Source organism: Thiobacillus denitrificans DSM 12475 (genome assembly GCF_000376425.1).
GTDB lineage: Bacteria > Pseudomonadota > Gammaproteobacteria > Burkholderiales > Thiobacillaceae > Thiobacillus > Thiobacillus denitrificans.
Window position 1 is genome coordinate 296,717 of sequence record NZ_AQWL01000001.1, and the last position, 13,539, is coordinate 310,255.

The following is a 13,539-nucleotide window of genomic DNA, read 5'->3' on the forward strand; positions in this document are numbered from 1 at the left end:
GTGGACAAACAGAAGGCCACCGGTTTCGCCTGCGCCTTGTAACTTGAATCTGTTTTAGCGCCGTGGTGCACGCGCGAGTTGTTCGTACAGCGACACGGTCTGATCCAGCATGGCTTGCAGCGGAAAAAAATCCCCGGCCGGAACCGGCTCCGGGTATTGCAGCTGCTGGGCGAGGCGCTGGCAGGTTTCGTCGATTCGGCCGAGCGGCAACAGCCCGGCAGGATAGACGGTACGCAGGATTTCGCCGACACCACCATGGTCGTAGCCTGCCGTCGGCACGCCCAGCCGCAGCGCTTCCAGCGTGGTGCGGCCGAACGATTCGGGCTGGGTGGAAAGCGACAGCACCAGGCTGGAAATTGCCAGGATGTTTTTCAGGTCGTCGCGCTGGCCGGTGAAGCTGATGTCGGCTTCCAGCCCCATGCTGCGCACGCGATAGCGCAGCTTCTGCAAATAGCGCAGCTTGGATGACGACGCGCCGCCGACGATGAGTCCATGAACGGGCAGGCCGCGTCGATTCAGCCGGGAAATCAATTCGATGAAGTCTTCATGCCCTTTGAGCCGGGTGATGCGGCCGGGCAGGGTGAGCAACTGCTTGCCGGCGGCGTTCGGAAACTGCGTAAGGAACGCCTGCTGCCAGCCGGAATCGGGCTTCCAGCCGTGCGGATAGGCTTCGCCGTCGACGCCGCGATGGATGACCTGGATACGCCAGGGCGGGGTGTCGGGGTATTCGCGCAGGATGTAGTCGCGCACGGTGTTGGACACCGCAATCACCCGTTCGCCCTGCGTCATGATGCGGCTGTAACGGTTGACGCCATACATGCCGTGCACCGTGGTGACGAAACGCGGGCGGGTAGACGGATCCATGCCGCGCCAGGCAAGGTATGCAATCCATGCCGGCACGCGCGAGCGTGCATGGATGAGGCCGACCTTTTGTTCCAGCAGGAAGCTGCGCAGCCTGCTGGCGAGCAGCAGCGTTTTGAGCGATTTCTTGCCGATCGGCCAGACGAAGTGTTCGGCGCCGCATACGGTCAGCGGTGCGACCAGCCGCCCGCCCTCCGACATCACCAGCGCGCGGTGGCCGCGTTCCACCAGTGCCTGTGCCACTTCGAGCGTGCCGCGCTCGACCCCGCCCGATTCCAGTGCGGGCAGCAGTTGCAGAACCGTGAGTTTTTTTTCTTCAGCCATTCGTTTTTTTCTTCAGCCAGTCCAGAATCCAGGCCGCACAGCGGTCTGCCTCGGCTAGCGGGTGCAGGTTGGGGTGCAGCTTGTCGTGCGCGCACCAGTACGCGAAGCGGGTGATGCGCTGCGCATCGGCGAGCTGCGCGATCGCCCGGCCGACGCGGCTTTTCGGATTGACTGGCAGGTCGAATACGCCGACCTCGGCGCCCGCCGTCAATGCCTCGAATACCATCGAGGCGCTGTCGGGCGTCACCCACACCGTGCTGCTGCGGGCAAGCTGTTCGGGTATCCAGTCGGGCGAGGTGGCCGTGTGAGGGATGACCGTCAGCTTGGGGGATGACGGCAACTGCGCCAGAAAATCCGCCGGGGTGCGGCGCGAGGTGGTAAGCGTCCACTCTATGTCGGGCGTGCGCGCGAGAATGCCCTTGATCTGCACCTGGATTGTGTCGCTGTCCCAATCGAAATGCGGCGAGGTGCCACCAATCAAAATCAAGCCGTGGCCCGCGCCGCGTGTCGCCGCTGGCTGGATGCGGTTCAGCGCGCCCGCGGTCACCAGCGTGCGTGCATCGGTCGCGACGCCGTCGTGTTCGGGAACGATGCACAGATCGAAGCAGCGGCGCGGCAGGCTCGGCTTCATCAGCACCACGCTGCGCCCGCCGTGTGCACGTTGCAAGGCCAGCAGCGTCAGATGGGTGGCATGACCTGCGCCAATGATCAGGTCGGGCCTGTGCGGTGTGTTGTCGGGGACGCGCTTCAGCAACAGCGCCAGCCAGGCGCGCCAGGCGGGCAGGGTGCGCCGGGTATGGATTTCGGCGGGGATGGCGCGCACCAGCGCCTCGGCCAACCCGCGCGACTGATTGACGTGGCCCGGCTTGCCATCGCTGACGATCCAGACGATCAAAGAGGGACGCTTGCCGACCGCCTCAGACAACGAGTAGCCCCGTGTCCTCGTACAAATCGTCCAGCGACAGGGCGAGGCGGGCGTCACCGCACGCCACATCCAGCCGGTCTTCGGGCGAGAGTTCCTGTTCAAACCAGACGCCGTGTTCATCGCGAAAGTAGATCGTGTGGTCGTCAGCCGGGTCGCACACCAGCATCGCGTCGGGGTAGTAATACGTCGAGCCGCTGGCAAGCCGCAGCTTCATGTCGGCCATGAACGCACGGCAGTTTTTGCCGCGGGTGGCGCTGCGCAGGTGAAAAAAGATGTTGCCAGCAATGCGGTTGTGCCGCTCGCTCGCACCCGCCATCGCGAAAATGTCGCCGTCCACCAACTCATGTTTGCTGGTCGCGGCTTCCTCGCGATGCAGGTAGTCGGCTTCACCAATCGGCGAATGGACGTGGGCTTGTGACATGGCAAGTGACCAGATTGGGTGGACGAGACGATTATCCTATTGATTCGACGCGAATTGAAACCCGCCGGCTTGGTGGCGATAAAATTGCTGGCGCCACATTCAAGTCGCACGGTGCTTGCATTCGCAGTGAGGGTGCCACCTCCACAACGGCGTTCGGCCCGCAATGGATAGCCGGGCTAAAAACAACCGGACCATGCTCGCTCAAGCGCCGCCTGCCAGCGATATGGCGCGGGATCGAGCGCCGGCGTCCTGCCTTCCATCACGTCGACCAGCAGCTCCGCCGAAGCTGGCGCCAGCGTCACGCCGTAGCGATAATGCCCGGCGTTGACGAACACGTTGTCGAAATCGGGATGGCGGTCGATGACCGGGATGTTGCCGGGCGAGCCGGGGCGCAGTCCGGCCCAGTGCTGCGCTGGCCGGGCATCAGCCAGGATGGGTAGCAACTCGGCGGCCTCGGCATGCAGGCGCTGGAGCGTGGCCGCGTCGGTCGACTTGTCGAAGCCTGCGTCTTCCAGCGTGCTGCCGGCCAGTACATGGCCGTCGCGGCGCGGAATCAGATACAGCCCGTTGCGGTACAGGATCGTGTCCAAGGCACCCGGTTCCAGCTTGAACAGCAGCATCTGGCCGCGGATCGGGCGGATGTTGGGGACACCTGTGAATCCCGGTAGTGCGATTCCCGCCCAGGCACCGGTAGCCAACACGAAGCGATCTGCCTGGAAGCTGCCTTGCCTTGTGTTGACGGCTACCAGCCGTCTCCCCCGGGTGGTGACTGTTTCGACCGCCGTGTGTGTATGGATGACCCCGCCCATTTGCACGACTGCCTTGCGTAGCGCTACCACCAGTCGCGGATTGCGGACCTGGGCAATGTCTGGCAGCCAGAGGCTGCCGGTCCCCGGGGGGGCGGGTTGCGCCGCCAGGCTATGCGCCTGGCACCATGCGAGCGCCGTATCGGGGTGAGAGAGCCCGGATATGTGCATCCCGCAGCGCCAGTATTCGGCACTATGCCTACAACAAGCCTCGATATCCGCCACCCAGTCGGCATACCCGGCCATCGAACGTAGCGCCAGTGTGGAGAGTGCTTCGGCGTAATCCCACGGCAGTAGCGGCGACAGAATCCCGCCGCCCGCCCAGGACGCTTCACTGCCCACGGCGCCGCGTTCCAGCAGCGTGACGGCGTGGCCGCGCAGCAGCAGTGCCCGCGCCACGCTCAGCCCGGATATGCCCGCGCCCACCACCAGCATGTGCGTGCTCAAGCCAGGAGTCCTTTCGGAGTCATCGAAATATCTGTTTTTCGCATCGCGCAATTCTAGGGGTTTCCCGGGCTGACATGCCGCGTCTACAGAAATTGCGCGGTGCGTCGTTATATATGCGATTGGCACGGCAGGGCGTTACCGCTTCCGCCTGTTCGTCCAAAGGCACCAGTCATCGGACGGCCGTAGCGGCTTGCTTATTCGCTGATTAGGATGCAGGGCATATAAAAGGAAGAGACATGAAGTCAGGCAGACAAAACGGGTTCACCCTGATTGAGTTGATGATTACCGTGGTGGTCGTCGCAATTCTGGCGGCGATTGCCTATCCGTCTTACATTCAATACGTCATTCGTGGTCATCGTGCGGCTGCGCAGGCGCAGATGATGGACATCGCCAATCGGCAGCAGCAGTTCTTTCTGGCCAATCGAAGCTACGCGTCGACTTTGAGTGACATGAGTTACTCACTTCCCCCTGAAGTTGGGGCGAAATACACGGCAGGACTCGTGGCAAACAACGTAGCGACGCCGCCAAACTTCACTATCACTTTCACCGCCACAGGTTCGCAGGCCAGCGATGGCAATCTCACCCTCAATAGCGAAGGCGTCAAAGGGCCTAGTGCTGCAAAATGGAAATAAGCCGCTTCTCGCCCCCTCCTGGTGCTCAGCATGGTACTTCCTTGATCGAAGTGCTGGTCACGATCGTCATTCTGGCTATTGGGCTGCTGGGCCTGGCCGGATTGCAGGCACGCCTGCAATCGTCCGAAATGGAGGCCTATCAACGTGCCCAGGCGCTTGTCCTGTTGAACGACATGGCCAGTCGCATCGCCACCAATCGGGCCAATGCAGCGAGCTATGCCGCCGCCGCCCCTACCACCGCCCCGCTGGGTGGCACAGCCGTCTGCCCCACCGCCACGGCCACCCGGCAACAGAGTGATGTCGGAGAGTGGTGCAATGCCCTTAAAGGTACAGGGGAGACGCTGGGTGGCGGCAACGTTGGCGCTATGGTCGGTGGCCGTGGCTGTATCGAGGACATTGGCGGTGGCCAATATTTGGTTTCGGTGGCCTGGCAGGGCATGACGCCCATCTCGGCGCCTGTCCCTGCCTGCGGGCAAGGCCTCTACAATGGCGCGGCAGGCTCGGCCTGCACTGGAGATATCTGTCGTCGCGTCATCACTACGGTCGTCCGCATCGGGAATCTGACGTGAACATGACTATCGGAAAATGGCATGCCCCCCGGCATGCCCAAGGCCTTTCCCTGATCGAACTGATGGTTGCGATTGCCATTGGCATGGTTATCGTGGGGGCTCTGATCGCGCTCTTTCTCAATGTCACCCGTACCAACAACGAGATGGCGAAAATGAACCGGCAGATCGAGAATGGTCGATTCGCCATTCAATTGTTGCAGGATGACCTTGTTCACGCCGGATTCTGGGGCGATTTGGTCCCACGATTCGAGGACCGCAACGTGAGTGCGCCGGACGACATGCCTAACGCGATACCTGACCCCTGCAAAGTGCCGGGAACCTGGGTTGCGGCCGACCGCAATAACCTCATCGGCATTCCGGTACAGGCTGATGTCGGGACTTGTGCGGCAGTGGCCAACCAGCAAGCCAATACCGATGTGCTTGTCGTTCGTCATGCCGAGCCCAGCGCGGGAACCGCCTGCGGTGGAGAGGTTTGCTTCCAGGCATCGCAATGCAATGCTGAAATCAATGCCACACCACCGCTAAGCTTCGTTCTCGCCAGTAGTGGACATGTTCTGCACAAGAAAAATTGTTTGCCCGCAGTCTTACCGGTCAGTTCGGGCGATATTGCGGTGACGCGCAAGTTCACTTCCAGCATTTATTACATACGCGACTATTCGGTCGTTGCGGGCGACGGTATTCCCACCCTGATGCGCTCCGAATTTATCGGCGGCGAACATCAAGCGGCGCAACCTCTGATTGAAGGAATAGAAGGATTCAGAATCGAATACGGTATCGATAATATCGGCAAGAATGGTGCGGCAGTGAGCTATGTAGGCGCGGTGAACCGCGGGGATGGCATTCCCGATACCTTCGTCAATAGTGCAGGTTTGAGCTGCATTAGCGCTGCAAACTGCGATGCGGCCAATGTCGTCGCCGTCCGGATCCATGTCCTGGCGCGCAGTTCCGAAATCACGCCGGGCTATACCGATACCAAGGTCTATACCCTAGGTAGCGCGGGTTCCATGGCGCCGTTCAACGACGGCTTCAAGCGCCACGTCTTCACCACCACCGTTCGCCTCGTCAACCCGTCCGGACGGAGGGAGACGCCATGATGATGTCAGCAACGCGACGTGCCCAGCAAGGTGCCACCCTCATCGTGGGCCTGATCATGCTGGTATTGCTGACGCTGGTTGTCACTTCCGCCTTCATGCTGAGCAGCGGCAACCTCAAATCCGTTGGCAACATGCAATTCCGCGATGAGGCGATCGCTGCCGCCAATGTGGCCATTGAGCAAATCATCAGTTCCGATTTCACCACGCTGCCCGTGAATTCGACCATTCCGGTCGACATCGATCAGGATGGAACCAATGACTACACCGTCAACGTCATGACGCCCGTTTGTGTCCAGGCGGTCTCGATTTCTACCAGCGTAGCCACGCTCAGTGGCGTGACATCGGGAGTGCCGAGCACGATCGATTACAACACCGTATGGGATATTGAAGCTCGGGTCAGCAGCACGAATACCGGCGCAGCGGTGACAATCTGGCAGGGGGTGCGTAAGCGCCTTACCCAAACGCAGTATGCGGCATCGGCGTGCGTTTGAGCATGCCGACTCTGAGGAGCAGGAAGATGGAATTCCCGAAATTGGCACGCTGTCTTGCAGCTGGTTTGCTGTTCGCCATGCCATTCGCACATGCAGAGGACATCGACCTTTTTACCGGGGTGGATGCGGCAAGCGCCGATCTGCCCAATGTGCTGATCGTCATAGACAATACCGCGAACTGGAGTACGGCATTCACTGCTGAAATGGCAGCACTTGCTTCGACCGTGGATGATCTTGAAAATAACAAGTTCCGGCTTGGCTTCATGATGTATACCGAAACAGGCAGCGGCAACGACAATCCGGACGGCGCCTATGTGCGCGCTGCGGTGCGCACCATGTCGGAGGCAAATAAAACGCTATATAAAAATCTTGTCCTCGACTTTCATGTAAATAACGACGCGTCAAATAACGGCAAGCTTGGTTTGACGATGTCGGAGGTCAACCGTTATTTTTCCAGCAGCACAGCCTATGCGGGCGCCAACAAGAAAAAACGCGATTTCACAGGCAATGCATCCGGAACGGCGGCGGCCAATGCCGTGTACACGCTGCCTGGCAATGCGTTGGCATCGAGCGGTGCAACGACCTATCAGGCTCCGACTTCCTCGGTCTGCAAGAAAAATTATGTGATATTCCTGAGTAACGGCAAGTCGAGCTCAAATAATAGCGACAACACTACAGCCAACAATCATCTTGCTGCGGTTGGAGGCAAGACGACGACGATTCCGTTGACGCCCAGTGGAATGCAGTCCGAAATCGCAGATGAGTGGGCGCGCTATCTTGCCAATAAAACCACCAATCCCGTCGTCACCTATGTGATCGACGTAGTACCTACGGTCGCAGGTCAGTATTCCGCTGATTACAAGGCATTGCTGCAGAGTATGGCCGAAGAGGGCCAGGGTAAGTATTTTGATGTGGGGTCGGCTGGCGCAGCCGATGTGGGCGCCAAGATCAAGGCGGCGTTCGATCAAATCGTCGCTGAAATCCAGGCCGTCAACAGCGTGTTCGCCTCGGCAAGTTTGCCGGTGAGCGTAAATACGCAAGGCACTTACCTTAATCAGGTTTTCATCGGGATGTTCCGACCGGACATCGACACCAAGCCGAGCTGGAAGGGCAACCTGAAGCAGTACAAGTTCAAGGCAAGCGTGCAGGGCAGCGGTTTTGCGCTCAACCTGGTCGATGCAAATGATGAATTGGCAATTAACAACAATACTGGTTTCATTACCCAATGCGCACGCAGTTTCTGGACTTCGGCGACAGTGGACAGCTATTGGGACTATGAAGGTTCAGAAGCAAAGGGATCTTGTACGGCCGTTGCAAATTCGATCTGGTCCAATACGCCGGACGGCGAAGTGGTGGAGAAAGGAGCGGCAGGATACATGCTGCGGGCTATCGCGCCGGCATCGCGCACTGTCAAAACCTGCGGCACCTGCGCGGCGGGCAGCCTCGACGATTTCGTTGACGGAAATCTTGGTATTACGGCCGCAGCCCTGGGAGCGGCCGATGCCGCTCAACGTACCAAGATCATCAATTGGGCACGCGGCACCGATGTCAAGGATGAGGATAGCGACGCGAATGTGACAGAGATGCGCCCGTCGGCGCTGGGTGACGTGGTGCATTCGCGCCCGGTGGCAGTGGACTATGGTGGCAGCACAGGTGTGGTGGTGTTCTATGGCGCCAACGATGGCATGCTTCACGCAATCAATGGTAATCAGACGGGGACAGACGCAGGCAGCGAATTGTGGTCTTTCATCGCGCCCGATCAATACGGCAAGCTGAAAAGAATCTACGATAATTCGTTGCTCATCACGTTTCCGAGTGCGGGTGACGCCACGGCTAAACCCTATTTCTTCGACGGGCCGATTACGGCCTATAAAGACAATACTAATACCTGGATTTATGCGAGCCAGCGGCGCGGTGGACGCATGATTTACGCGTTTGATGTCAGCACGCCGGAATCACCAAGCTTGTTGTGGCGTAAGGGATGCACGACAGGTTTGGGTGACGACACTGGTTGCATGACGGGTTTTGAGCAAATTGGCCAAACTTGGTCCGCCCTCAAAACCTTCAAAGCAGCTGGTTATGGGTCGGGTGCCTCACCGATGCTGATTGTGGGCGGCGGCTACGATACCTGCGAGGATACCGATAACGGCACAACCAACAATAGCTGCACTTCACCAAAGGGAAATCGGGTCTATGTGCTTGATGCGAGCGACGGAACGCTGTTGAAGACATTCAATACTACGCGTAGTGTGGTGGGCGACGTCACCGTAGTGCCAAATTCATCAACCGGATTGGCAGAATACGCTTATTTAGCCGATACGGGGGGTAACGTTTATCGGATTACCTTCGGCGCGGAGTCACCCACCAACTGGGCATTCACCCAGATTGCTTCACTTGGCTGCGGAACGCCGTCGGGCTGCGCGGGGGGAACCTCCAACCGTAAGTTTTTGTTCGGGCCTGAGGTAGTGGTAGCTCCGACATTCAATGCGGTGCTGATGGGATCGGGCGATCGCGAGCATCCACTCAATTCGAATACTGCGACAACCAGTGTGAACAATGCTTTTTTCATGCTGAAAGACAAACCTTTGGATAACACTTGGCTTTCCAGTGAGTCGACCACTTGTGGAGGGGATTTTCTGTGCCAGGATTCTTTGCTCGGGATCAGCAATAACGGGGGTAATCCTTCAGCGGCTGACCTCGATGCCAAAAAGGGCTGGTATTTAACCTTCAGCGATAAGGAGCAAGTGGTGACCTCTGCTGTGGTCGTATTTGGTGAGGTGACATTCAGTACGCATATTCCTACAGTACCCGACGCGAATGCTTGCACCTCGTCCCTTGGAACAGCTCAGGTTTACAACATTAATTACCTGGATGCGTCGCCGGTTGGACAGGCTGGCAACCGTTATGCGCAAGTCTCAGGTGGAGGGCTACCACCCTCTCCGGTATCGGGTATGGTGACGGTGACCAATCCTGCGACCGGACAGCCCATGACGGTGCCTTTCATTATTGGAGCCAACCCGGAATCGCCAGTCGAAGTGAAATTAAAGACGAGCGGAAGTGGCGTGACCGGCAATAAGGAGCGCGTCTATTGGTATATCCAGAAATGAACTATTGTCACGAAAGCTCTCGGGAAGCTCGCATTAGATTCGCTGCAAAGGCGGGCCGCAGGTTCATGATGATGCGTGGTTTTACTTTGGTGGAGCTTTTAGTGACGATTGCTATCGCTGCTATCCTGGCGGCGCTAGCGATTCCCTCTTTTCAGAATGCCGCACTGAGTAGCAAGCTCAATACGCTTGCCAACAATTTTGTGGCCAGCGCGCATTTGGCGCGCAGCGAGGCGATTAAGCGCAATGCGACAGCGACGCTGTGCGCCTCGTCAAACGGCAGCAGTTGTACCGGCGCCTGGAAAGATGGCTGGGTGATTCTGGCTGGGGGCTCTGTAATTTACACGCAGGCCGCGCTGCCTAATGGATTCTTGCTTTCGGGGGATGCAACCAGCATCGTTTTCCAGCCAACCGGTGTCGGAGCAACTCCCGTCAATCTGACCCTTTGCCGAGCCACCCCGACGATCGGCACATCGAAAAGAACCATCACCGTTAGCCTAACTGGAAGACCTGGCGTGATGAAAGTCGCCAGCGCTAGTACGTGTCCCTGACATGGGACTTCGTCTGGCAGCTTATGTATATGTCCTCGAGTAATAGCTTGACGCTCCAAAGCCTGTTTTTTGCAGCCAGGCCTGGCCCAGATGCAGGTTCTTGCGCATTTTCAGGCTTCCGCCGTGTTCAGATAAACTCAGTTTAACAGCGTAAGCGTAATGCCTAACTCCGGATCTCATCCGGAATGAAAATACATTGTCGTTTTAATTCAAATGATTATGGGTTTTTTTGGCGATCCTACAACTAAAGTTGTATAGCTCATTCCCGCCCGAAGTGTCACTCTGAGAATCACGAGTGAACAGGGGGCGATATGAAACAGTCGGGTGCAACGTTGCTGGAAATGATGGTTGTGCTGGCTGTTTCCGCAATCCTTCTTGGGATTGGTATTCCCAGCTTTGCTGCTTTCACGCGTAACAGCCATTTGACGAGTGCCGCTAATGAGCTGCTTTCTTCCTTGCATCTAGCGCGTAGTGAGGCAATCAAACGCAGTTCGCGCGTGGTGGTATGCACGTCGGCGGCTGGAATATCCTGTGCCGCCAGTGGTGGCTGGCACCAGGGGTGGCTGGTGTTTCATGACGCCAACAACAATGCAGTGGTGGATTCGGGCGAAACGGTAATCCAGGTCAGACAGGCTTTTCAGACCGGGCTTAGGCTCACCGGCAACACCTTGGTTTCCAAATACATCTCCTACGCACCCAGTGGCGCGAGCAAGCTTACCTCCGGGGCCTTCCAGGCCGGAACGCTGACTTTGTGCAGTGAATCGGACGGCTCGGGAGGTGGAAGGCAGATCGTCATCAGCAGTACCGGCAGGCCGCGCACAGCAAAGGTCACACTCGCATCCTGTCCATGATCGGGTGGCGTCGAATACCTTGAGGCAGCGAACTTCGGCCTCAAGGTGTACTGCCTGCGGTACGCAGTGGGCGCTGAGGCTTTTAGACTCGATGGGTGCATACGCGGCCCGCGTATTGGGCGGTTATTCTTTGCGTTGCAGGGGCAGTAGGCGCAGGCGTGTGCGGTTCGGGCCAATGGTGAGCAAGGCGTCGTCTGCCGACTCGATTTTCATTTGGCGCAATGCAGCGATGATCTGCTTGCCCATTGCGCCAGGGCTAATATCTTCGGAACAGATTTGCACGACACCGGGCTTGCCGCCATGGGGCGCGGCGAGAATCGCGCTGAAGTCAGTCCGGATTGTGAGTAAGCACAGCGTAGTTGTTTGCGCTGGCGTGGGCCATGATTTCTGGGGCAGGCGCGTTTTTACGCCCAATAATGGCCAATGCAGCGCTTCGAAGCCAGCTTCAGTCAAGACACCAAGCCAGCACGGCGACAGGTTCATGCCGGCCGGCAGCTTCATGCGTTGGCCGGCGTGACCTCACGTTCTTTGGCTTGCCATGCTGCGTAGGGTATCAAGGTTTGGCTGCGCCGATGATCGGACTGCGGCGATCTGAGGTCAAATCCCCAAGCCTTTTGGCAAGGCGAACGCAATCCTCTCTTGAGCGCCATCGAGGTTCGTTATGGTGTCGATGCCCAATTGATTCAGCCGATCGATAACAGCGCGCACCAGAATTTCAGGTGCAGAAGCGCCGGCGGTGAGTCCAACTCTGTTCTTTCCGGCCACCCACTGCGGATCGATTTCCGACGCGTTGTCCACCATATACGCGGGCACTCCCAGGTTTTCTGCGACTTCCCTCAAGCGGTTGGAGTTGGAACTGGTCGGCGACCCCACCACGATCACCACGTCGCATTGCGGCGCCAGCGCCTTGACCGCGTCCTGGCGGTTCTGCGTGGCGTAGCAGATGTCGTCCTTCTTTGGCCCGGTGATGTGGGGGAAACGTGCGCGCAGGGCGTCGACCACGCGCGCGGCGTCGTCGACCGACAGCGTGGTCTGGGTGACGTAGGCGAGCTTGTCGGGGTCGGCGACGTGCAGGCTGGCGACGTCTTCCGGTGTTTCGACAAGGTGCATGCCGCCTTCCGACTGCCCCAGTGTGCCTTCGACTTCGGGGTGGCCCTTGTGGCCGATCATCACGATCTCGTATCCCTTGTCGTGCATCTTGCTGACTTCGACGTGTACCTTGGTGACGAGCGGGCAGGTAGCGTCGAACACGTTGAGCCCACGCGCCTCGGCCTCGGCGCGCACCGCCTGCGACACGCCGTGGGCGCTGAAAACGACGGTGGCGCCGGCAGGCACTTCATCGAGTTCCTCGACGAAAATCGCGCCCTTGGCCTTGAGGTCGTTGACGACATAGGTGTTGTGGACAACTTCGTGGCGCACGTAGATCGGTGCGCCGAATTTTTCCAGCGCGCGCTCGACGATGGCGATGGCACGGTCAACGCCGGCGCAGAAGCCGCGCGGGTTGGCGAGAAGAATGGTGGCCGTCATAAGGGTTCCTGTCTCAGAGGATGCGTACGATTTCCACTTCAAACTCAACCGACAGATCGGCGAGAGGATGGTTGAAGTCGACCCTCACCGCCTCATCGCCGATTTCCAGGATATGCCCGGCCAGGGTCTGGCCGTTGGGCATGGTGAATTCGACCAGTTGATCGACCGCGAATTCCATGTCGGCCGGCAGATCGGTTTTGGCCAGGGTCTGGATCAGCTCGGGCTGGCTGTCGCCGAAGGCCTGCCAGGGTTCGAGCAGGAACACGTGGCGCTCGCCGGGAACCAGGTCGATCAGCCACTGTTCCAGCATCGGTGCCAGGGTGCCGTCGCCGAGCGTCACGGTGTCCGCTTCGGCATCGTCGAAGTTGGAGATGAGATCGTCGCCGCCGCGCGGCCGCAGCGCGTAGCGCAGCTGGAGGGTGTCGCCGGGGACGACGCTGCGCACGCTCATGGCTGGCCTGCTGTGGCGGGCTTGCTGCGCAGGCTGTCCCAGATCAGCAGGGCGGCGCCGACACTGATGGCGGAGTCGGCCACGTTGAACGCCGGCCAGGCAAAGCCGCGATAGTGAAAATACAGGAAGTCCACCACATGTCCCAGCACCACACGGTCGATGACGTTGCCGAGTGCGCCGCCGAGCACCAGTGCCAGCGAAAACGCGAGGCGCGGTTCGCTTGCGTGGCGTTTCAGCAGGCGCACGATGATCACGGTGGCGATGACGCCCACCGCGATGAAGAACCAGCGCTGCCAGCCGCCGGCGTCGGCGAGGAAGCTGAACGCCGCGCCGGTGTTGTGCACCCGCACCAGCGAAAAGAAAGGCAGCACCGGGATCGCTTCCTGGTAGTCGAGCGTTGCAGACACCCAGAACTTGGTCAGGTGGTCGGCAACGATGACGGCAAAGGCGATGCCCAGCCATTTGCGCATTGCAGGGTTCCGCAG

The 13,539-nt window shown here is 59.1% G+C and carries 15 protein-coding genes; 7 read left to right on the top strand and 8 right to left on the bottom strand.

Features of this window, described 5'->3' with window-relative positions; all coding sequences use genetic code 11:
* Positions 1-54: 54 nt before the first annotated feature.
* From B059_RS0101585 to thiO, 4 genes are all read right to left on the bottom strand, one after another.
* The gene (locus tag B059_RS0101585) at positions 55-1,185 is read right to left on the bottom strand and encodes a glycosyltransferase family 4 protein (protein WP_018076484.1); all 1,131 of its coding nucleotides are present in this window, start codon (positions 1,183-1,185) and stop codon (positions 55-57) included.
* Positions 1,178-2,110: a mitochondrial fission ELM1 family protein gene (locus tag B059_RS0101590; protein ID WP_051068462.1), complete on the bottom strand. Its 933-nt coding sequence runs from the start codon at positions 2,108-2,110 to the stop codon at positions 1,178-1,180. Before B059_RS0101590 ends, B059_RS0101585 begins: the two co-directional genes overlap by 8 nt.
* Positions 2,103-2,531: a Uma2 family endonuclease gene (locus tag B059_RS0101595; RefSeq protein WP_018076486.1), complete on the bottom strand. Its 429-nt coding sequence runs from the start codon at positions 2,529-2,531 to the stop codon at positions 2,103-2,105. Before B059_RS0101595 ends, B059_RS0101590 begins: the two co-directional genes overlap by 8 nt.
* Positions 2,532-2,707: 176 nt before the next feature.
* Positions 2,708-3,784, bottom strand: coding sequence for a glycine oxidase ThiO (thiO, locus tag B059_RS0101600; RefSeq protein WP_245538703.1), 1,077 nt, complete (start codon positions 3,782-3,784; stop codon positions 2,708-2,710).
* Positions 3,785-4,020: 236 nt separating this feature from the next.
* Between thiO and B059_RS21585 the strand changes: the two genes are divergently transcribed.
* From B059_RS21585 to B059_RS0101635, 7 genes are all read left to right on the top strand, one after another.
* Positions 4,021-4,416, top strand: coding sequence for a type IV pilin protein (locus B059_RS21585; protein WP_018076488.1), 396 nt, complete (start codon positions 4,021-4,023; stop codon positions 4,414-4,416).
* Positions 4,407-4,985 carry a type IV pilus modification protein PilV gene (gene pilV / locus B059_RS0101610; protein WP_051068463.1) on the top strand — a complete coding sequence of 193 codons (579 nt, stop codon included), beginning with the start codon at positions 4,407-4,409 and terminating at the stop codon, positions 4,983-4,985. Before B059_RS21585 ends, pilV begins: the two co-directional genes overlap by 10 nt.
* Before the next feature lie 2 nt (positions 4,986-4,987).
* The gene (locus tag B059_RS0101615) at positions 4,988-6,079 is read left to right on the top strand and encodes a PilW family protein (RefSeq protein WP_051068464.1); all 1,092 of its coding nucleotides are present in this window, start codon (positions 4,988-4,990) and stop codon (positions 6,077-6,079) included.
* Positions 6,076-6,570, top strand: coding sequence for a pilus assembly PilX family protein (locus B059_RS0101620; protein WP_018076491.1), 495 nt, complete (start codon positions 6,076-6,078; stop codon positions 6,568-6,570). The genes B059_RS0101615 and B059_RS0101620 overlap by 4 nt, the downstream gene beginning before the upstream one ends.
* Before the next feature lie 26 nt (positions 6,571-6,596).
* Positions 6,597-9,677, top strand: coding sequence for a pilus assembly protein (locus B059_RS0101625; RefSeq protein ID WP_051068469.1), 3,081 nt, complete (start codon positions 6,597-6,599; stop codon positions 9,675-9,677).
* A 65-nt stretch (positions 9,678-9,742) separates the two neighbouring features.
* Positions 9,743-10,225 (top strand): GspH/FimT family pseudopilin, encoded by a 483-nt coding sequence (locus B059_RS0101630; protein ID WP_038057996.1) that lies wholly within the window; start codon positions 9,743-9,745, stop codon positions 10,223-10,225.
* Between the two features lie 311 nt (positions 10,226-10,536).
* A complete protein-coding gene (locus B059_RS0101635; RefSeq protein ID WP_026177233.1) occupies positions 10,537-11,076 on the top strand; it encodes a GspH/FimT family pseudopilin in 540 nt (179 codons plus the stop codon).
* A 123-nt stretch (positions 11,077-11,199) separates the two neighbouring features.
* Here the strand turns inward: B059_RS0101635 and B059_RS18490 are convergent, their stop codons facing one another.
* The 4 genes from B059_RS18490 to lspA form a co-directional block, all read right to left on the bottom strand.
* On the bottom strand, positions 11,200-11,577 hold the full coding sequence (locus B059_RS18490; RefSeq protein WP_211206866.1) for a DUF5615 family PIN-like protein: 378 nt from the start codon (positions 11,575-11,577) through the stop codon (positions 11,200-11,202).
* A gap of 96 nt (positions 11,578-11,673) precedes the next feature.
* Positions 11,674-12,603, bottom strand: coding sequence for a 4-hydroxy-3-methylbut-2-enyl diphosphate reductase (gene ispH / locus B059_RS0101645; protein ID WP_018076496.1), 930 nt, complete (start codon positions 12,601-12,603; stop codon positions 11,674-11,676).
* Between the two features lie 13 nt (positions 12,604-12,616).
* Complete coding sequence (locus B059_RS0101650; RefSeq protein ID WP_018076497.1) at positions 12,617-13,054, bottom strand: FKBP-type peptidyl-prolyl cis-trans isomerase; 438 nt, start codon at positions 13,052-13,054, stop codon at positions 12,617-12,619.
* Positions 13,051-13,524, bottom strand: coding sequence for a signal peptidase II (gene lspA / locus B059_RS0101655; RefSeq protein WP_018076498.1), 474 nt, complete (start codon positions 13,522-13,524; stop codon positions 13,051-13,053). Before lspA ends, B059_RS0101650 begins: the two co-directional genes overlap by 4 nt.
* Between the last annotated feature and the right edge of the window lie 15 nt (positions 13,525-13,539).